This is a genomic window from Streptomyces sp. Ncost-T10-10d (assembly GCF_900091955.1).
Taxonomy (GTDB): Bacteria; Actinomycetota; Actinomycetes; order Streptomycetales; family Streptomycetaceae; genus Streptomyces.
This window is the reverse complement of sequence record NZ_FMDF01000073.1, coordinates 237,863-256,394: the sequence shown is the minus strand read 5'-3', so window position 1 is coordinate 256,394 and position 18,532 is coordinate 237,863. Positions and strand designations below refer to the sequence as shown.

Genomic DNA, 18,532 nt, shown 5'->3' with positions numbered 1-18,532 from the left:
CCGACCGGGAAAAGACCGACGGCGACGGTGGCGGTCACGGTGTTGGTGCGGGTGCTGATCACCGACACGGTGCCGGTGGAGAAGTCGGAGACGTATACACGACGGTTGTCCGGTGTCACCGAGAGGCCGATCGGATGGTCTCCGACGGTGATGGTGGCGGTGACGGTGTTGGTGCGGGTGCTGATGACCGACACATCCCCTGAACCGAAGTCGGCGACGTAGACGTGTTTGCCGTCCAGTGAGGCCGCCACCCCGCGCGGATTGGTGCCGACGGTGATGGTGGCGGTGACGGTGTCGGTGCGTGCGTCGATGACTGACACGGTGTTCGTGTCGTTGTTGGCGGCATAAACGGTCTTGCCGTTCGGGGTGACCGCTACGCCATCGGGGCCAGGGCCCGTACCGACGGTGTGGACGACCCTGTTGGCGCAGGTGTTGATCACGGATACGTTGTCCGAGTTGGTGTTGGCCACGTAGGCCTTCACGCAGTGCTGTCCGTCGGCCGATGCCGGGGAAGCCATGCCCGCCGAGCCCACCAGCCAGCCCACCAGCAGCAAGGCGAGCCCGACGAAGCGGGCTTGGAATCGTCCGGGCCCCGAAGCCGCACGCTGACGCATCTCAACCTCCCATGTGAACCGGCTCCCCCTGAGCCCTCGGCGCCGACGAGCAGCGACGTCCTGCCAAGTCACGGAGGCGCCGAAGACAAGTGACCGAACTGTCGGGGAGTGCATCACGCCTGATGGCGAACGCCTGAGAGGCACGCCCCGATACCGCAGGATGAAGCAGGTCAAGTGCAGGCAACTGGAGCAGGGGCGCCTCCTGCTCCGGGCCCAGCTCCCCGGAATCGCCCTCGACAAGTCCGACCCGGACGACACCGCCCCGCCCATGGCGGCCTGACCCACCCGCTCACGCCCGTTGCCCGGTCCGCCGACCTCGGCGCGCCGTGCGGCGCCGCCCGTCGCCGCTTCCTCGGTGACCGTCGTCCTGGACCTGGACGACGTCGTGGAGAGCGCGGAGTGCTCCTGCGACACCGGTGACGACAACCCCCACTGACCGACACATCCAGTCGGTTCCGTTCAGGCCCTGGCGTGTTCGCGTCGGGGCCTGAGCCCTGTCCGGCCGGCCGTCAGGGTGCCGCCCATGTTCTTCCGCCGGGACTGGCTCCGGCCCGTACTGACCGCGCCGATCGTGCCGACTCTCGGCCCCGTCCACCCCCATGTCCTCACCGTCGACCTCTTCGAGGACACGCTGCGAGCGGCCGTCACTGACCGCTCCTTCCTTCACATGACCATGGACATCTACACCTTCGCCCGGCTCGACTCGCAACGCTCGGCGTTCGATCGCATCGGGGATGCACTGAGGTGTGACGGCAACGGCTCGGACGATGACGACGGTGCGGGCGGTGTCCCGGTAGCCGTCTGATCGGCTCCCAGGACTAGCCGATGAGAGTCTCCTTCGGACGGACTACGCAGAACTCGTTTCCTTCCGGATCAACCAGCACGGTCCACGACTCGTCGCCGCTCTGCCCGACGTCCGCTCTGCGAGCGCCGAGTGCGAGGATTCGCTCGATCTCGGCCTCCCGGTCCTCCGCCGCGGATGTCAGATCGAGGTGCAGGCGGTTTTTGACGACCTTGCGGTCTGTCACCGGCATGAAGCAGATTCCCACCGGGGCCGTCTCGTCCGGCCCGATCACAACCTCCCGTTCCCGCTCGGACAGGATCCGCCAGCCCAGCACCTCAGCCCAGAACCGGGCCAGGGCAGGCAGGTCGTGGGCGTCGATGACGATGTGATGCAGCGAGATAGGCATGCCGGACAGTGTGCCCATTTGATCGCCTGGACAGAACAGGGACGGTTGCCGTCAAACACTGCCGTCAACGCAAAAGCCAGAGGCCCTGTGGATTACTCCACAGGGCCTCTGGCCAGTTGTGCACTCGGCAGGATTCGAACCTGCAACCTTCTGATCCGTAGTCAGATGCTCTATCCGTTAAGCTACGAGTGCTTGGCGTTCCGGGCTTTTCTGCCTGGTCGGCGTTGCGGGAACAACATTACATGACCTGCGCCGTAGCGCGAAATCCTTTAGCCACACCACCCCTGACCTGCGAAAACGCCCCGTTGAGGGCTGCCGCGGGCGACTGCCCGACCGGACACCCGAGCGAGCCGCGGGCCACCACGGGGCCGCATCCGGACCACCCGGGTCCGGATACGGCCGAAGCCCCGTGTCAGCGACACGGGGCTTCGGTGATGAAGCGGAGGCGGAGGGATTTGAACCCTCGATGGGCTTTAAGACCCAAACCGCATTAGCAGTGCGGCGCCATAGACCGGACTAGGCGACGCCTCCAGCACACCTCGCGCGAGCGCGAGTGGTGCGTGCAGATGATGACACAGTTGAGTACTGCGTCACCAATCGCTGCCTACGGTACTAGGCAGTCGGGCACGAGGGCAAAGCGCCTGCGGTTGCGCAACGCCGTGGCGTGCGGAGCGTTAGTGATGCGGGAGGCACCGTTCTCCCGCTTTCCCCCTTCGAAGTGCACGAGCACAGGAGCCCGCATGCTGCGTCGCCTCGCCCTCACCGCCGTCGCGTCTCTCGCCGCGCTGTCCGCCGCCGCGCCGGCCGCGACCGCGGCCACCGGCCCCCTTCCGCTGCCGCTGCCCCTGCCCCTGCTGCACGCCGACGACGCCCGTACCCGGTTGACGGTGACGGTCTCGGGCACGGGGGACCCCACGGCCGAGGGCGTCTTCGAGCTGAAGTGCGGACCGGCGGGCGGCAGCCACCCGGCGGCGCAGCAGGCCTGTGACCGGCTGGAGGAGCTGGCGGGCGAGGGCGCGGACCCGTTCGCCCCGGTGCCCGGGGACGCGATGTGCACCCAACAGTTCGGGGGTCCGGCCACCGCCCGGGTCACCGGGACCTGGCGGGGGAGGAGCATCGACACGTCCTTCGACCGGACCAACGGCTGCGCGATCTCGCGCTGGAACGGGCTGCGGCCGGTGCTCCCCAGCGTCCGATGAGCAGGGGCCCGCATCCCTGTCCAGGGCATACCGAACGTCACGTGACGGGCTGGAGTCGTACACCGTATGCACAGAACCTTGGTGAGAGCTCCCCCCATCCGCCGCCCCACGTCCCTCCCCTGCCTTTAGACTCCTTCCGTGACAGCCTGCGGCCCGAGGGGCAAGATGGGGCCCGCTGTCGGCAAGGTGCGGTAATCAGGGAGGAAGCGTCGTCGTGAGCAGCAGGCCATCCCGAGGCACTGCTCGCCTCGCAGCCATACTCGATGCACTCCCTGACGGGCTGCTGCTCGTCAATTGCAACGGCACGGTCGTCAACGCCAACACGATCGCGCTGGAAATGTTCGAGACGCCGGGCACCGCGCTCGTCGGGCGCGGGCTCCTCGACCTGCTGCCGGAGTTCGACTCCAAGCTGATTCCGGGGTCGATGCGCCGGCCCGAGTCCGCCGACGACCGCGGCCGCACGAAGCCGACGCGGATGACCGCACGGCGGACCGACGGCAACGAGTACCCGGTCGAGGTCACCAGCGCCAGCCTGGAGGACGGGCAGGCCGCGTACAACGACTTCCAGAGCAGTTACAGCGGCAGCTACACGGGTGACGAGCTTCTGATGCTCGTCGTACGGGATCTGTCGGGCACCGTCGACACCGAGGCCGAACTGGCCCGTTCGCAGCGGCAGACCGAGATGATCCTGCGGGCCGCGGCCGAGGGCGTCGTCGGTACGGACACGGACGGCCGGGTCGTCCTGGTCAACCCCGCCGCCGCGCAGATCCTCGGCTTCCGCGCCAGCGATCTGGGTGGCCAGGAGCTGCATCCGCTGATCCTGCACTCGCGGGCGGAGGGCGAGCCGTTCCCGTACGAGGAGTCGCCGCTCGCCGACACCCTCAGGTCCGGCCGCAAGCACCGGGTGCGCGGGCAGGTCCTGTGGTCCAAGAGCGGTGCGCAGGTGCCGGTCGATCTGACCACCGCGCCGGTCCGGGACGGAGACCAGCTGGTCGGTGCGGTCATGACGTTCACCGACCGCAGGCCGTACGAGGAGCTCAGCGAGCAGCACAAGGCCGAGATCGCCGAACTGACCGCGGGCCACACCGCGGAGGTCACCGGACTGACGGAACGGCACAGCGCGGAGCTGGCCGACCGGGCCGAGCGCTACACGGCCGAACTGGAAGCGCAGGCCGAACAGCTGGCGGCGCTGACCGCCCGGCACACCCAGCTCACCGCCGTACTCGGCGAGTCGCTGCGCGGGCCACTGGAGGAGCTGCGCGGCGAACTCTCCACGCTCGCCGCCGACCCGGCCGGCCAGCTGTGGCCGGAGGCCAACCAGATCCTCCACCACCTGGCCGCGGGCTACGCCCGGATGACGACGCTCGTCGACAATGTGCTCGGCTACCAGCGTCTGGACGCCGGCTCGGAGGAGCTGGTCAAGGCGAACGTGCTGCTCGACTCGGTCGTGACGGCCGGTATCGACGCGTCCGTCGAGCTGATCGGTCCCGGGCGAGCCCAGTTCGCGGTGCACGCGCCGCCGATCGAGGCCGAGGTCGACGCGGCCCGGCTGGTGACCGCGCTCGCCCATCTGGTCGCGGATGTCGCCGGGGTCGACTCGACCGGCAAGACCCGCGTGGTGCCGGGCGGTGGCTACGTCGACTCGACGGTCGTCGTCGCGGCGGCGCAGCGCGGTGAGGTCGTACGGATCGAGGTGCGCGGGCCGTTCGCCGGGGGAGACCCGGTGCATGAGCCGATCGTGCGCGGGATCGTACGGGCGCACGGCGGCGTGCTCCAGACGCACGAGGTGCCGGGGATGAGCGGCAGCGCGTATGTGCTCGAAGTGCCGTTGGGCTCGGGCTCGGGAACGGTGATGCCACCGGCACCCGAGCCGGAGCCGGAGCCCGAACCCGGGCCGGAGCCGATGGCCGGTCAGGCCGCGCCGGGCGGCGGGCGACGGCGGGCGCGGCGGGCGTCCACGGACGCGTTCCTGGAGAGCCCTGTGGGCGGTTCCGGGGCAGGGGCCGGGTCCGGGGACGGAGACACCGCGGCGGCCGAGCCGACGGGGCGCCGACGGGCACGTCGTGAGCCCGCGGTGCAGGGCGCGCAGGAAACACAGGGTGTGCAGAGCGCGCACAGCCCGCACGAGATCATTCCGGCCCAGCAGAGCGAGGGGTCGGGTCGCAGGCGTGGGCGGCCGAGTCCGGCCGAGACCGGTGCTCAGCATTCACTTCCGGCTCAGCTGTCCCAGTTGCCCGAGCAGGCGCAGGCGCAGGGGCAGCGGCCTGGGCCCGCTGTCGAGCAGCAGGGGCCGGGACAGGCATTGGCGCTGCCCGCGGCCCCGGCACCGTCCGAGGGGGCGGTGGTGACGGCGGCCGAGGGCGCGCAGGGTGGCGGTGGCCGTCCGCAGCGTGGGCAGACTGTGCCTCCGCAGGGTGTTCCGGCCGAGACGCCGACGCCGGTGCCTGCGGGTGGACACCGGGCGCGCCAGGGCGGCGAGAACCAGCTGGCCCTGCCGTCTTCCGCTGCTGCTTCCGCTCCTGCCGCCGAAGGCTTCCCGCAGGCCGGTGACGGTTCGGCGGCGCCTCAGCCGACCGGGAGGCGGGCGCGACGGGCATTGGCGGCCGTGCAGGAGCGTTCCGCTCAGGCCGAGCCGACCGGGCCTCGTACCGCGTTCGCACTCCCGCCCGCGGATGCCGACCGGACCCCGCCCACGGCCGCCGACGCGGATGCCTCGTTGCCCGGACGCCACGACGCCGCACGCCTCGCGCCGGACGACAACCACACACCGCCCCAGGCGCACCCCGCAGCGACCGGGCAGCGCCGGGCGCGTCGCGCCGATGCTCCCCAGCAGGCCGGTCCGGCCGTCGGGCAGCCCGCGGAGCAGCAGCCCGTGCGGTCCGGCGACCGGGCGGACAACGGCTCCTCGGGGCAGAGCCCGGCCGCGCCGACCACGCCAGGCGAGCAGGGCGACGACCGGGTCGACGGCCACCGCGGCGATCACCCCGTCGATCACCCCGGCAGCCGGTCCGGCGGCGATCCGGAATGGCCCGCGGCCGGCCACACCACGCACACCACCGGCACCACAGCCGTCGCAGGCACCGCCGACGCCACCGGCATCGCGGAGAGCCGTCCGCGGGACATCGCGCCCCTGGCGGACGCACGCAGGCAGCCGCTGCCCGCGGAGGCACCGATGCCCGGCGGCTCGTCGGACTCGACGCAGGGACGCGCGTTCAGCGTGCGGACGCTCGGGCAGGGTGTGCCGTTCGCCCAGCACATCGCGCACCAACAGAACCAGACGCTCGGCGGTGCCGGCCGGCGCCGTAAGCTCGCCGCCCCGCCGGAGGGCGAGCGCACCCCGCAGTCCGCGCCGTCCCCTTCCGCAGCCGCGCAGGGCCAGGGCCCGGCTTCGGGGCAGTTGCTCTCCGCTCCCGAGGCCGAAGGACGCGCGTACGCCATAGGGGCACCCGACGAGGGGGCCGAGGGGCCGGAGCCGCTGGACGGTCCCGGTGGCGCGGTCGAGGTCGCCAACCGTCCGTCGCCTCAGCCGGTCGATGACGAGCTGCCCCCGGAGCCGCTGGACAACCCGCGTCGGCTGCTCGTCTGGCCCGCGCCCGACGTCTCCACCCAGCAGGCACTGAGCGACCGCGGCTACCGGCCGGTGATCGTGCACTCGCGCGAGGAGGTCGACGCCCAGATCGCGGCGTTCCCCGCCGCGCTCTTCGTCGACCCGCTCACCGGTCCCATCACCCGCAAGGCGCTGCAGTCGCTGCGTCAGGCGGCGGTGGCAGCCGAGGTCCCGGTGCTGGTGACGGCCGGTCTGGGTCAGGCCACGCGGGACGCCGCGTACGGTGCCGACCCGGCCGTGCTCCTCAAGGCGCTCGCCCCGCGCGACAGCGAACAGCATCCACCGCGCGTGCTGTTGATCGAGGAGCACGAGGAGATCGCGCTGGCGCTGACGGAGACGTTGGAACGCCGCGGCATGCAGGTCGCGCGGGCCTCCACCGACAACGAGGCGGTGGCGCTCGCCACCGGGATGCGGCCCAACCTGGTGGTGATGGACCTGATGCAGGTGCGCCGCCGCCGGGCCGGGATCGTCGACTGGCTGCGTGCCAACGGCCAGTTGAACCGGACCCCACTGGTCGTCTACACCTCCGCCGACATGGCCGGGTCGGAACTGCCGAAGCTCAGCTCGGGCGAGACCGTCCTCTTCCTGGCCGAGCGCTCCACCAGCGACGAGGTGCAGTCGCGCATCGTCGACCTGCTCGCGAAGATCGGCACGAACTGACGCGTACGGACACGGGCGCGAACGTCCGGGCGAACGCCCGGAGATGACGACGAGGGCGGTACGGGAGATCCCGTACCGCCCTCGTCGTGCTCCCCGACCGGGCCGGGTCAGAGCCGGGTGATGTCCAACTCGCCCTCCGCGTATTGCTTGCGGATCACCTTTTTGTCGAACTTGCCGACGCTCGTCTTCGGCACCGCCGGAATGACCGTCCAGCGCTCCGGCAGCTGCCACTTGGCGATGCCGGACTCGGCGAGGAAGTTCCTCAGCACCTCGTACTCGGCGGTGGCACCGTCCTTGAGGACGACCGTCGCGAGCGGACGCTCGCCCCACTTCTCGTCCGGGACGGCGACGACCGCCGCCTCGGCCACGTCCGGGTGCGCCATGAGCGCGTTCTCCAGCTCGACGCTGGAGATCCATTCGCCGCCGGACTTGATGACGTCCTTGGCCCGGTCGGTGAGAGTGAGGAAGCCGTCCTCGCTGATCACGCCGACGTCACCGGTCTTCAGCCAGCCGTCCTCGCTGAACTTGTCCTCGGGCCGCAGAGCCTCGCCGTCCGCGCCCCCGTAATAGGCGCCGGCGATCCAGGCGCCGCGCACCTCCAGCTCACCGGCCGACTCGTTGTCCCACGGCAGATGCTCGCCGCCGGGGCCGACCAGGCGCGCCTCGACGCCGGCCGGGAAGCGGCCCTGGGTGACGCGGTAGGGCCACTCCTGCTCCTCGGTCAGCCCGGCGGGCGGGTTGGCCATGGTGCCGAGCGGCGAGGTCTCCGTCATGCCCCAGGCGTGGCAGAGGCGGACGCCGAGCTTGCCGTACGCCGCCATGAGGGAGGGCGGACATGCTGCGCCGCCGATGGTGACGCGGGCCATCGAAGTGAGATCGCGCGGGTTGGCGGTGACCTCGGCGAGCAGCCCCTGCCAGATGGTGGGGACGGCGGCGGCATGGGTCGGCTTCTCGCGTTCGATCATGTCGGCGAGCGGCGCGGGCTGCAGAAACCGGTCCGGCATGAGCATGCTGACGCCGGACATGAACGTGGCGTGCGGCAGGCCCCATGCGTTCACATGGAACTGGGGGACGACCACCAGCGTGGTGTCCTTGTCGGTCAGGCCCATCGACTCGGACATGTTGACCTGCATGGAGTGCAGGTAGATGGAGCGGTGGGAGTAGACGACGCCCTTGGGGTCACCGGTGGTGCCGGAGGTGTAGCACATGGCAGCGGCTTGGCGTTCGTCGAGCTCGGGCCAGTCGTAGCTGGTCGGGCGGCCGGCGATCAGCTCCTCGTACTCGTGCACCCGGGGCGCCGCGCCGTCGAGCACGGAACGGTCTCCTGGCCCCGTGACGATCACATGCTCGACCGACGTCAGATGGGGGAGGAGCGGCGCGAGCAGCGGCAGCAGGGAGCCATTGACGATGACGACCTTGTCGTCGGCGTGCTTGACGATCCAGATCAGCTGCTCGGCGGGGAGCCGGAGGTTGAGCGTGTGGAGGACCGCGCCCATCGAAGGGATCGCGAGATACGCCTCGACGTGCTCGGCGTTGTTCCACATGAGGGTGCTTACCCGCTGGTCGCCGTCGACACCGAGCTCGTCGCGCAGCGCGTTCGCGAGCTGCGTGGCCCGCCGGCCTGTCTCGGCAAAGCTGCGCCGCTGCGGCTCGGGCTCACCGGTCCAGGTCGTGATCTGGGACTTCCCGTGAATGGTCATCCCGTGTTCGAGGATGCGGGTGACAGTCAGCGGTACGTCCTGCATGGTGCTCAGCACGGCGTCCTCCTGGTGGGCGCTACGCGGCAGTAGGGTTCCGCTGATTCTGCGCACATACCAGGTGGTATGTCACTAGTCCCGAGCGTACGAATCGGTGTCGTTCGGCAAAATCAGGCGTGCCCGGCACGCTGCCGACCTCGGGTTCACCGCACCGGAGCCAGCTCCGGGTCCTCCCTGAGCTTGCCGAGCGCCCGCGACACCGCGCTCTTCACCGTGCCGATGGACACCCCGAGCACCTCGGCCGTCTGGGCCTCGCTCAGGTCCTCGTAGTACCGCAGGACCACCATCGCCCGCTGCCGGTCCGGAAGCTTCAGCACGGCACGCCACATCGCGTCGTGGAGCGTCTGGCGCTCGGCGGGGTCGGGAGTCGGCGATGCCTCCTGCTCGGGCAGTTCGTCGCAGGCGAACTCGTCGACCTTGCGCTTGCGCCACTGCGAGGTCCGGGTGTTCAGCAGTGCCCGGCGGACATAGCCGTCGAGCGCCCGGTGGTCCTCGATCCGTTCCCAGGCCACATACGTCTTGGTGAGCGCGGTCTGCAGCAGATCCTCGGCATCGCTCGGGTTCGCGGTGAGCGAGCGCGCGGCACGCAGCAGTACGGGCCCTCGTGCCCGTACGAACGAGGAGAACGACGGATACGGAGCGTGCGGAGCGCGTGAGGCGTACGGGGTGCGCGCGGCATACGGAGTGCGCGCGGCGTACGGGCCGTGCGGGACGTGTCCGATGGTGGCAGCTCCCCCGGAGGTGCCCGTGCAGACTGGCGTGGTCATGGCTCCACGCTAGGAGCGGGCGCCGTCCCGGGGATCGGCCCCAGGTCCCGAAACCGCGTCCGCCTCAGGGTGTAGGGGTGGTGCCTGCTCCACCTCCTGTAGGTGGAGTCGTCGTCATCAGGGCTCAGGGTCGCTCCCCCGATGTCCTGCCCGGACTCGGGCGGCACCCCACTCGGGCAGCTGACCCGCACTCAGTCGTCCACGCCCAGGATCAGTCCCGAGGTGGGCACGCCGGTGCCTGCCGTGACCAGGGTCCTGGCCGCCCCGGACAGCTGGTTCACCGACGACCCCCGGATCTGCCGGACCGCCTCCGCGATGCCGTTCATCCCGTGCAGGTACGCCTCCCCCAGCTGGCCGCCGTGCGTGTTCAGGGGCAGCGCGTCGGCCGCGACGAAGTCGGCGGCCTCGCCCGGTGCGCAGAAGCCGAACTCCTCCAGCTGCATCAGGACGAACGGTGTGAAGTGGTCGTAGAGGATGCCCACATCGATGTCGGAGGGGGAGAGGCCGGAGTTCCGCCAGAGCTGCCGGGCGACCACCCCCATCTCCGGCAGGCCCGTCAGATCGTCGCGGTAGAAGCTGGTCATCTGCTCCTGCGCCCGCCCGGCCCCCTGGGCGGCGGCGACGATCACGGCGGGCGGTTGCGGCAGATCCCGGGCCCGCTCCGCACTGGTGACGACGATCGCCTGGCCACCGTCGGTCTCCTGACAGCAGTCGAGCAGCCGCAGGGGTTCGACGATCCACCGCGACGCGGCATGGTCGGCCAGGGTGATCGGCTTCCCGTAGAAGTACGCTGCGGGGTTCCGGGCGGCATGGCGGCGGTCGGTGACCGCGACATGGCCGAAGACATCCGGCGTCAGCCCGTACGTGTGCAGATAGCGCTGGGCGGCCATGGCGACCCAGGAGGCCGGCGTGAGCAGCCCGAAGGGGAGGTTCCAGCCGAGCGCCGTGCCCTCCGCGGTGGGCTCCCGCTGCTGCACCCCGGAACCGAACCTCCGTCCGGAGCGCTCGTTGAACGCGCGGTAGCAGACCACGACGTCGGCCACTTTGCTCGCCACGGCCAGAGCCGCCTGCTGGACGGTGGCGCAGGCCGCCCCGCCCCCGTAGTGGATGCGGGAGAAGAACGACAGCTCCCCGATGCCGGCCGCCTGGGCGACGGTGATCTCGGGGCTGGTGTCCATGGTGAAGGTGACCAGGCCGTCGACATCGCCAGGGGCCAGCCCGGCGTCGTCGAGGGCGGCCCGCACCGCCTCGACGGCCAGTTTGAGTTCGCTGCGCCCGGAGTCCTTGGAGAACTCGGTCGCCCCGATCCCCACGACCGCCGCCCTGCCGCCGAGCGAGTCTGCCCTGCGCACGCTCATGCCGCCCCCTCCGGAACGCTGATGGTCACCGTGCCGGTGACATGCCGGCCGAGACCGTTGACTCCGACGACCGACACCTCGGCCGTCCCGTCGTCGCCGAGGGCGGTGACCGTACCGCTCAGGACCATGGTGTCCCCCGGATAGTTGGGCACGCCCAGCCTGATGGCGACCTTGCGGAGCACTGCCGACGGGCCGAAGCGGTCGGTGACGTACCTGCCGACCAGGCCGTTGGTCGTCAGGATGTTCATGAAGATGTCCGGGGAGCCCTTCTCCCTGGCGAGTTCCGCGTCATGGTGCACGTCCTGGTAGTCGCGGGAGGCGATGGCGCCGGCCACGATCAGCGTGCGGGTCACCGCAATCTCCAGCGGCGCCAGCTCCTCACCGACTTTCACTCCGGTCCCTCCTTCACCAGCGACTGGCCGATCTCCTGCAGTACTTCGCTGCCACATCCCAGATAGGCGTCGAGCTGACGACCCCAGAGGAAGTGGCGGTGTACGGGATGGTCGAGGTCCGCGCCCGTTCCGCCGTGCAGATGCTGTCCGGCGTGCACCACCCGCTTTCCGGCCTCCGACGCCCACCAGGCGGCGGTGAGCGCCTGCGGTCCGTACGGCAGTCCCATGTCATACCGCCAGGCCGCCTCGTACGCGGTGACACGTATCGCCTCGGTGTCCATATGGGCGTCGGCGGCGCGCAGCAGCACTGCCTGCTTGGTGGAGAGAGGGCGCCCGAACTGCTGCCGCGTGTTCGTGTGGGCGACGGCCCTGGCCAGCGAACCGGCGCACACCCCGGCCTGCAACCCGGCGAACGCGGTCCGGCTCGCGGCCAGCACCGCCTCGTACGCCCCGGCGTCACCGAGCCGCTCCCCGGGCGCCCCGTCCAGGACGAGCCGCGCCGCCGACCACGGCGCCGTGGTCTCCACCGGCTCCGTCGCCACACCCGGATCAGCGGTCCGTACGATCCACAGCCCCCGGTCCGAGTCCGCGACGAGGACGAGGCCCGCGTCCCGCAGCCACGGCACATACGGCATGCTGCCGCTCAGCCGCCCCTCGCCGTCCGCCCGTATCCCACCGCGAGCCGGGAACGCCCCGGTGGCGACAGCCGTGCCGTCCCGCAGCGGAGGCAGCAGTCGCTCCCGCTGTTCGTCCGTGCCGTGGCCGGCGACGGCGAGCAGCCCGTACACACAGCTCGCCGCGAACGGCACCTGCGCCGTCGTCCGGCCCTGCTCCTCCAGCAGGAGCACCAGGCCCAGCAGCCCGATCTCCTCCACGGCTGCGGTCAGCCCGGCTGCGCAGAGCTCCTTCCACAGCTCGGCGTCCGTCCCCGTGCCGGCTCCGGCCAGGCGCTCGTGCGTCGACAGATCCCCGAAGATCTGCGCCGCCAGCGCCTGTGCCGCGGTCTGCTCCTCGGTGGGTGCGAAGTCCATGTCAGCCCTCGCCTCCCCGGAAGACCGGAAGCTCCAATTCGGGGTCCGTGCGGAGGAATTCCAGCCGCACCGGCATGCCCGTCCGCACCTTGTCGTACGGCACGCCGACCACATTGCCGACCATCCGCACGCCCTCCGCCAGCTCTATCAGCGCCACTGCGTACGGCCCGCCCTCCGCGGAGGTACTGAAGGCGGGGAAGGACGGGTGATGCATCACGACGTAACTGAAGACGGTGCCCTCGCCGCTCGCCTCGACCGTGTCCCATTCCTGGCAGCCGCACCCGTTGCAGCCGGGCAGCCAGGGGAAACGCAGCGTCGCGCACTCGCCGCATCGCTGGATCAGCAGCCTGTGCTCGGCGACGCCCTGCCAGAACCCGGCGTTGTCCCGGTTGATCACCGGCCTCGGGCGCAGGCTCCGGCCGCCGCGGGGCCCCGAGCGCTTCACCGCTGCCGGTGTGTACTTGAGGATCCGGAAACGGTGCGTCCCGGCGGGCTCCCCTTCCGCGCGGACGTCCATCCGCGTCGTCACGAAGTAGCCCGTCCCCAGCCTGGTCGTCTTCCGCTCCGAGACCGACTCGATCACCGCGTCGAACGTGATCCGGTCACCGGGCCGCAGCGGCCGCAGATACTCCTGTTCGCAGTCGGTCGCGACCACCGAGGTGTACCCCGCGCCGTCGAGCAGGGCGAAAAGGTCCTCGTACGCCCGGGAGCGGTCGGTGTGCCCCGAGAGGCCGCCCATCGTCCACGCCTGCAGCATCGTCGGCGGGGCGATCGCCTCCGGCCCCGTGTAGGCGGGGCCGGTGTCCCCCATCGCCTCGCACCAGTGCCTGATCATCGGCTCGTTGACGAGGTCCTTGCCGACGCCCGCGGTCGCGGCGGCACGCCCCTCGAACTCCTTGAGCCGCCCGTACAACTGGTCCGGCCCGCCCGGTTCTTCCCGCCCTTCCCGCGCACCCGTCACCGCTTGCCCCTCTTCATGCCGAGCCGCATCGTCGCGACGATCTCCCGCTGCACCTCGCTCACTCCGCCCCCAAAGGTGTTGATCTGCGCCGCCCTGTTCATCCGCTCCAGCTCCCCGTCCCCGAAGGAGCCCGGCGAACCGCCCCGGATCGTCCCGGCCTCGCCCGTGATTTCCTGGCAGATCCGATACACCTCGACGGCGCTCTCGGTTCCCACGAACTTCACGCCGCTCGCCTCGCCCGGGGCCAGCGAACCCGCCCCGACATCCCCCACCAGCCGCCAGTTGAGCAGGCGCGTCGCCGCCAGCCGGGCGTACGCCTCGGCCAGCCGGGTCCGCACCCATGGCTCGTCCACCGGACGCAGGCCCGTCAGCGGGTCGGGGGTGCGAGCGAAGGTGAGTGCCGCCTCGTAGAAGTCCTCGGCCTGCATTCCGATGGCGGCGAGAGCCACCCGTTCATGGTTCAGCTGGTTGGTGATCAGCCCCCAGCCGCCGTTCTCCGCACCGACCAGATGAGTGGCGGGCACGCGTATCGCGTCGTAGTAGGTGGATGTCGTGGTCAGCCCGCCCACGGTCTCGATCGGCGTCCAGGCGAACCCCGGGGCGTCCGTCGGGACCAGAATGATCGAGATGCCCTGGTGCTTGGGCGCATCCGGGTCCGTGCGGCAGGCGAGCCAGATCCAGTCGGCGTTCTGCGCATTGCTGGTGAAGCTCTTCTGCCCGTCGATCACCCAGGAGTCGCCGTCCCGCACGGCCCTGGTACGCAGCGCGGCGAGGTCCGTACCGGCCTCCGGCTCGCTGTAGCCGATGGCGAAGACGACGTCGCCGCTGAGGATCCTGGGCAGGAAGTACGCCTTCTGTTCCTCGGTCCCGTATTTCATCAGCGTCGGCCCGACGGTGTTGAGGGTGACCATCGAAACGGGCGCCCCCGCCCTGTAGGCCTCGTCGAAGAAGACGAACTGCTCGTCGGGGCCGCGCCCGCGGCCGCCGTACTCGACGGGCCAGCCGAGTCCGAGCATCCCGTCCGCGCCGATCCGGCGCAGCAGTCGGCGTTGCTCGGCCGGGTCCTCGACCCCGGGCCCCGTCCTCGCGTCCCTCCCGGGCATCACCTTGCGGAAGTACGTGCGGAGTTCGGCGCGCAGCTGTTGCTGACGCTCCGTCTGGGCGAGGTGCACGGCGGCTGCCTCCCGGACACGGGCGTACGGATCAGGGTTTCTGACTGTCCGTCAGCTCTGCACTCGCTGTCAAGGTCGCCGACGCCCCGGGGCTGCCGCCGGGCAACGCGAAGCGGCCTGCGCAAGGACACCGAAGTGCCCTTGCGCAGGCCGCTGTTCACCCACCCATGGCCCGACCCCCCGACCGGCCCATGGCCGGTCCCGGGTCACCAGAGATTGGTGAAGTTCACCACGACGTTCTCGTTGCGCTGATGGATCACGGTGAACGCCGATCGGTTCACCTGCGCGGAGTTGCTCTGGTTCGACGCTCCGGAGCCGACGGCCTGCTGCTGTGACGTGGACGAATTACCGGAGTTGTTGCCACCGACGCCACTGCCGACGACCGTCGCAACGGCCGCGTTCGATCCGTCGTTCGCGAACGAGCCGTTGTCGGCCTGGGCCACGCCGCCGAAGAGCACGGCAGCGAGGGGCAGAGCTGCGACAACGGCGAGGGCACGAGCGGTACGGATGCTTGCCATGTCAATTCCTCCAGGAAGCGGAAGTACGGCTTGTCCCGAGGCAGTTGGCCGACAGCCCCGGCGTTGGTCACGACGTCGCGAGACCAGAGTTGCCCACCGAATCCCTGGCGAACCACCCGTGTGATCCGATTCCCCCGCAAGTATGAGGAACACCTGATAAACCCTCTCGCGCCCCCTAAAGCCCCAGCTCACACCCCCTGCACCCCCTCCCCCTCCCCGGGTCGCCCGATCCCGTGTCCCCCAAGAGAAGAAGCGTTCCGGCACCCGCCCCGTCGGCTCCCCACACCCTTCCCTTCTTCGAACACCTGTACGAAAATAGACGCATGGCCATCACCGACCGGCACACCGCCACCCTGGCCCTCGCCCACGCACTCTCCGCAGCCGAGCGCGGGCTCCCCGTCATCCCGCTCTCCGCCGGCAAGCTCCCCGCCCTGCCCTCTCCGCACCGGAACGAAGACAGGCCGGTCACCTGCCGGGGCGCCTGCGGCCTTCCCGGGCACGGTGTCCACGACGCCACCACCGACCCCGCCGCCGTACGCGCCCTCTTCGCCGCCGCCCCCTGGGCCACCGGCTACGGCATCGCCTGCGGCCGGCCCCCGCACCACCTCATCGGCATCGACCTGGACATCGACACCACCGGTCGCCACGACTCCGCCGTCTCCCTCCAACAGCTGGCACTGCACCACCTGTTCACCATCCCGCCGACCGTCACGGTCCTCACCCCCAGCGGCGGCCGTCACATCTGGCTGACCGGCCCGCCCGGCGTTTGCGTACCGAACTCCGCGAGCCGACTCGCCCCCGGCATCGACATCCGCGGCGCCGGCGGCTACCTGGTGGGCCCCGGCTCGGTCACCGCCCATGGCACCTACCGGCTCGCCCCGGGCACCGCCGACCTCCCGCCGGCCCCCTGCCCCCGCGCACTCCTCCACCTGCTCACACCCCCCGCGCGCCCTCACCACCCCACGCCCCGGACCGACCAGGGCCGGGGACTGGTCCGGTTCGTCCTGGCAGCTCGCGAGGGCCAGCGCAACACACGGCTCTTCTGGGCAGCCTGCCGCGCCTACGAACACGGCTTCGGCGACGCCCTGGCGGACGCCCTCACCCACGCCGCCGTCCGCACCGGCCTCACCGAGCGCGAAGCCCGCGCCACCATCGCCTCGGCGGCTCGCCTCACCGCGGGCTGACGGATCAGGGACGACGTAGATCGGGACGTCCCCGTAAATCTGCAGGCAGCCGCGGACCCGCAACCCGCTGCAACGTTCCTCCGTGGCCCCTTTGCCGGACCGCCGGACCCCCGCGGTGCGGCACAGGTCCGGACCTTGAGAATCCCGGTCGGCGCCGACTCCCGTCCAGCGCGCCATGGCCGCCCGGTCGGTCGCCTACTTGTTGCTGTCCTCCGCGAGAGTGTGGGCGACGAGAGCATTGGCGTGGCCATGCCCCAGCCCGTGTTCGGCCTTGAGCCAGGAGACGATCTCCATGTGCTTGCTGAGGTGGGAGGAGCGGATGAGCTCCTTCCACTCCGCAATGGGGCGCCCGTACTTCTTCTCGATCGAGGGGAAGTAGCTGGCGGGGCCCTTCACGGTTTCCGTCATGTCGGCAGTGTCCCATCCGATAGTGCGAAGTGATGCTGATACGACTGCACAAGGGAGGAAAACTCATCGCTCGGCAGTCGAAGACGGACGGGAAAGGACGTCCAACCGGGCGCTCCACCGGGAGGGCAGGGGACGACGCGATCTTGCGGACAGCGCGCACGACAACGGCCCCCGGCCGATTCACCAGGTCAGGGGCCGTTCATCTGCGGTGGGTGTGGGATTTGAACCCACGCTGACTCGCGCCACGACAGTTTTCAGGAGAGCGCTGCAGGAAGCCTCTCCCACGCGGCCGGCCTGCTCATACCCCGCCCTCCGGGCCCATCGCCGCCTCCGGCGGTCCATACCTGGTCCACCGGGTCGGCTCAGTCGCCGGAGAAGCCCCAGAAGTAGATCTCCTGCGGCTCCCCTTGGTCGTCATGGAGCACGGCGCATCGCCCGTACCAACGCCAGTGGTCGAACTCCTCGAACCTCGGCACGTGCGCCCGGGAGAGCTTCCGCGTGCCCAGGACACGCAGCGCCTCCTCCTCTGTCACCTGCTTCATCGTGGAGTAATCCGGCTCCTCGTCCGGCCCGATGATCCGGAAGATGTCGAGGATCGAGTGCGTACCATCGTGCTGGACGAGCTCGTGCTCCCACAGTTCCTCCTCGGTCTCGGGCCACGGCAGCCGTTCCTCCTCCGGCCTCCAGTCGCCACCCGGACCCCAGTAGTAGTCCCGCGCCGCGAAGACCTTCCGTCGCAGCGCGTCGAACGCCCCGACGAGATCCTCCTGATACGGCACCGAGTAGTCCCACCCCGACGCGCCCATACGCCCCTCCCCCACACAGCTCTTCAAGAACGGCCGGACGCTAACAGCGGCCACTGACACCACCACCCGGATCGGGGGAACATCGATGCGTGCGTTGTAGGCGTGCGTGATGTACGTCGTCGCGGCCTGAGAGATGATCTCCGGCATGACGAACGGGGCGGCGGCGGGGGCAGGGTCGGATGGCGACGAGGCCGATGCCTGGCGCGCACGATTGGGCTGGGCGTTCGGCCTCATAGCCGAGGATCCCGCTGAGCGGGCGGCGGCACTCGCGCATCTGGACGCGGCCAGGAGGAATACCTGGGCCGCTCTTGACCGGTTCAACGAGCTGTGGCACCTCACGAGGCCGCTGGGACCGCAGGAGCAGTATCAGGAGCCGGCCTTCAGGCGGGCGCACGAGGTGTACGCCGACGTGCGTAGCCATTCCCTGCCCGAAGGACTGTGGGGGCGCGGGGCTGACCGCGGACCGGGACTGCCCTATGCACTTCTCTTTCTGGAGTGGGAAGCACGGTTTCCCCGCGAGTGGACAGAGCATGCAAAGGCATGGAGCACGAAACAGTCGCTCATCCGCCGCATGGCTGTCGTTGATCACGACCAGCCGACCAGGGCGAAGCTCATCGGCCTCGTCGAGGTCGTCGTCCAGCGGGCCCACCGCTGCAAGGACCGCGAGTACGTTCGCGTCGCACGAGCAGTCGACGGTGAGGATCTCCGCCACAGGCTCGGTACGGCCGCCGCGTCGGACAACCCATGGGCACGACTTCATGCCGGCTACGTCCTCTGGCTTCTCGATCGTCCCGAGGTACCGAACACGCATCACGTCTGGCGAACGTGGGTCTCGGAAGCATCCGGAAGACGGCCTGGCTCAGCCGACCCCCGTGGGTAGTTGAGGGCAACTGCGCACACCCTTCCCC

17 protein-coding genes, 2 tRNA genes and 1 pseudogene are annotated in these 18,532 nt (G+C 70.4%); 6 read left to right on the top strand and 14 right to left on the bottom strand.

The genetic code is table 11. The features are described from left to right. On the bottom strand, positions 1–614 hold a 614-nt coding region (locus GA0115254_RS11440; protein WP_176740069.1), incomplete at its 3' end, for a YncE family protein. A 298-nt stretch (positions 615–912) separates the two neighbouring features. Here GA0115254_RS11440 and GA0115254_RS44335 point away from each other — a divergent pair. Both GA0115254_RS44335 and GA0115254_RS44330 read left to right on the top strand, forming a co-directional pair. Next, positions 913–1,050 (top strand): hypothetical protein, encoded by a 138-nt coding sequence (locus GA0115254_RS44335; protein ID WP_176740068.1) that lies wholly within the window; start codon positions 913–915, stop codon positions 1,048–1,050. 87 nt (positions 1,051–1,137) lie between these two features. Continuing rightward, positions 1,138–1,263 (top strand): annotated as a pseudogene (locus GA0115254_RS44330) (GNAT family N-acetyltransferase); the annotation flags it as partial. A gap of 169 nt (positions 1,264–1,432) precedes the next feature. Here GA0115254_RS44330 and GA0115254_RS11430 read toward each other — a convergent pair. From GA0115254_RS11430 to GA0115254_RS11420, 3 genes are all read right to left on the bottom strand, one after another. After that, positions 1,433–1,804, bottom strand: a complete 372-nt coding sequence (locus GA0115254_RS11430; RefSeq protein WP_093895178.1) for a VOC family protein — start codon at positions 1,802–1,804, stop codon at positions 1,433–1,435. 119 nt (positions 1,805–1,923) lie between these two features. Continuing rightward, a tRNA-Arg gene (locus tag GA0115254_RS11425) sits at positions 1,924–1,996 on the bottom strand. Between the two features lie 248 nt (positions 1,997–2,244). Beyond that, positions 2,245–2,335: transfer RNA gene (locus tag GA0115254_RS11420), tRNA-Ser, on the bottom strand. A gap of 209 nt (positions 2,336–2,544) precedes the next feature. Between GA0115254_RS11420 and GA0115254_RS11415 the strand changes: the two genes are divergently transcribed. Together GA0115254_RS11415 and GA0115254_RS11410 are read left to right on the top strand one after the other, a co-directional pair. Next, complete coding sequence (locus tag GA0115254_RS11415; protein ID WP_093895152.1) at positions 2,545–3,003, top strand: SSI family serine proteinase inhibitor; 459 nt, start codon at positions 2,545–2,547, stop codon at positions 3,001–3,003. Between the two features lie 214 nt (positions 3,004–3,217). After that, positions 3,218–7,270 carry a PAS domain-containing protein gene (locus tag GA0115254_RS11410; protein WP_093895151.1) on the top strand — a complete coding sequence of 1,351 codons (4,053 nt, stop codon included), beginning with the start codon at positions 3,218–3,220 and terminating at the stop codon, positions 7,268–7,270. Between the two features lie 107 nt (positions 7,271–7,377). Here the strand turns inward: GA0115254_RS11410 and GA0115254_RS11405 are convergent, their stop codons facing one another. The 8 genes from GA0115254_RS11405 to GA0115254_RS11365 all read right to left on the bottom strand — a co-directional run bounded on the left by GA0115254_RS11405 (position 7,378) and on the right by GA0115254_RS11365 (position 15,226). Next, positions 7,378–9,027 carry a long-chain fatty acid--CoA ligase gene (locus GA0115254_RS11405; RefSeq protein ID WP_093895150.1) on the bottom strand — a complete coding sequence of 550 codons (1,650 nt, stop codon included), beginning with the start codon at positions 9,025–9,027 and terminating at the stop codon, positions 7,378–7,380. Positions 9,028–9,170: 143 nt separating this feature from the next. Beyond that, on the bottom strand, positions 9,171–9,794 hold the full coding sequence (locus tag GA0115254_RS11400; RefSeq protein ID WP_093895149.1) for a SigE family RNA polymerase sigma factor: 624 nt from the start codon (positions 9,792–9,794) through the stop codon (positions 9,171–9,173). Positions 9,795–9,985: 191 nt separating this feature from the next. Further along, positions 9,986–11,152 carry a lipid-transfer protein gene (locus GA0115254_RS11390; RefSeq protein WP_093895147.1) on the bottom strand — a complete coding sequence of 389 codons (1,167 nt, stop codon included), beginning with the start codon at positions 11,150–11,152 and terminating at the stop codon, positions 9,986–9,988. After that, positions 11,149–11,544 carry a MaoC family dehydratase gene (locus GA0115254_RS11385; protein WP_256102499.1) on the bottom strand — a complete coding sequence of 132 codons (396 nt, stop codon included), beginning with the start codon at positions 11,542–11,544 and terminating at the stop codon, positions 11,149–11,151. Before GA0115254_RS11385 ends, GA0115254_RS11390 begins: the two co-directional genes overlap by 4 nt. After that, entirely contained in the window at positions 11,541–12,575 is a 1,035-nt protein-coding gene (locus GA0115254_RS11380) for an acyl-CoA dehydrogenase family protein (protein WP_093895146.1), read from the bottom strand. The genes GA0115254_RS11385 and GA0115254_RS11380 overlap by 4 nt, the downstream gene beginning before the upstream one ends. 1 nt (position 12,576) lies before the next feature. Next, positions 12,577–13,536 carry a bifunctional MaoC family dehydratase N-terminal/OB-fold nucleic acid binding domain-containing protein gene (locus GA0115254_RS11375; RefSeq protein WP_093895145.1) on the bottom strand — a complete coding sequence of 320 codons (960 nt, stop codon included), beginning with the start codon at positions 13,534–13,536 and terminating at the stop codon, positions 12,577–12,579. Next, complete coding sequence (locus tag GA0115254_RS11370; RefSeq protein WP_093895144.1) at positions 13,533–14,708, bottom strand: acyl-CoA dehydrogenase family protein; 1,176 nt, start codon at positions 14,706–14,708, stop codon at positions 13,533–13,535. The genes GA0115254_RS11375 and GA0115254_RS11370 overlap by 4 nt, the downstream gene beginning before the upstream one ends. A gap of 206 nt (positions 14,709–14,914) precedes the next feature. Then, complete coding sequence (locus tag GA0115254_RS11365; protein WP_093895143.1) at positions 14,915–15,226, bottom strand: hypothetical protein; 312 nt, start codon at positions 15,224–15,226, stop codon at positions 14,915–14,917. A 323-nt stretch (positions 15,227–15,549) separates the two neighbouring features. On the opposite strand from GA0115254_RS11365, the gene GA0115254_RS11360 reads away from it, so the two are divergent. Further along, entirely contained in the window at positions 15,550–16,410 is an 861-nt protein-coding gene (locus GA0115254_RS11360) for a bifunctional DNA primase/polymerase (protein WP_093895142.1), read from the top strand. 195 nt (positions 16,411–16,605) lie between these two features. Here the strand turns inward: GA0115254_RS11360 and GA0115254_RS11355 are convergent, their stop codons facing one another. Both GA0115254_RS11355 and GA0115254_RS11350 read right to left on the bottom strand, forming a co-directional pair. Continuing rightward, positions 16,606–16,818, bottom strand: coding sequence for a DUF4287 domain-containing protein (locus GA0115254_RS11355; protein ID WP_093895141.1), 213 nt, complete (start codon positions 16,816–16,818; stop codon positions 16,606–16,608). 362 nt (positions 16,819–17,180) lie between these two features. Further along, positions 17,181–17,771 carry a hypothetical protein gene (locus GA0115254_RS11350; RefSeq protein WP_256102498.1) on the bottom strand — a complete coding sequence of 197 codons (591 nt, stop codon included), beginning with the start codon at positions 17,769–17,771 and terminating at the stop codon, positions 17,181–17,183. Here GA0115254_RS11350 and GA0115254_RS11345 point away from each other — a divergent pair. Continuing rightward, positions 17,770–18,504 carry a hypothetical protein gene (locus GA0115254_RS11345; protein ID WP_176740067.1) on the top strand — a complete coding sequence of 245 codons (735 nt, stop codon included), beginning with the start codon at positions 17,770–17,772 and terminating at the stop codon, positions 18,502–18,504. The two genes, GA0115254_RS11350 and GA0115254_RS11345, sit on opposite strands and share 2 nt — an antisense overlap. Positions 18,505–18,532 lie beyond the last annotated feature (28 nt).

Excerpts from the sequence above, each read along its gene's own strand:
- GA0115254_RS11430 (WP_093895178.1), bottom strand. The coding sequence starts at position 1,804 with ATGCCTATCTCGCTGCATCACATCGTCATCGACGCCCACGACCTGCCT.
- GA0115254_RS11415 (WP_093895152.1), top strand. The coding sequence starts at position 2,545 with ATGCTGCGTCGCCTCGCCCTCACCGCCGTCGCGTCTCTCGCCGCGCTG.
- GA0115254_RS11400 (WP_093895149.1), bottom strand. The coding sequence starts at position 9,794 with ATGACCACGCCAGTCTGCACGGGCACCTCCGGGGGAGCTGCCACCATC.
- GA0115254_RS11390 (WP_093895147.1), bottom strand. The coding sequence starts at position 11,152 with ATGAGCGTGCGCAGGGCAGACTCGCTCGGCGGCAGGGCGGCGGTCGTG.
- GA0115254_RS11380 (WP_093895146.1), bottom strand. The coding sequence starts at position 12,575 with ATGGACTTCGCACCCACCGAGGAGCAGACCGCGGCACAGGCGCTGGCG.
- GA0115254_RS11365 (WP_093895143.1), bottom strand. The coding sequence starts at position 15,226 with ATGGCAAGCATCCGTACCGCTCGTGCCCTCGCCGTTGTCGCAGCTCTG.
- GA0115254_RS11360 (WP_093895142.1), top strand. The coding sequence starts at position 15,550 with ATGGCCATCACCGACCGGCACACCGCCACCCTGGCCCTCGCCCACGCA.
- GA0115254_RS11355 (WP_093895141.1), bottom strand. The coding sequence starts at position 16,818 with ATGACGGAAACCGTGAAGGGCCCCGCCAGCTACTTCCCCTCGATCGAG.
- GA0115254_RS11345 (WP_176740067.1), top strand. The coding sequence starts at position 17,770 with ATGACGAACGGGGCGGCGGCGGGGGCAGGGTCGGATGGCGACGAGGCC.
- GA0115254_RS11350 (WP_256102498.1), bottom strand. The coding sequence starts at position 17,771 with ATGCCGGAGATCATCTCTCAGGCCGCGACGACGTACATCACGCACGCC.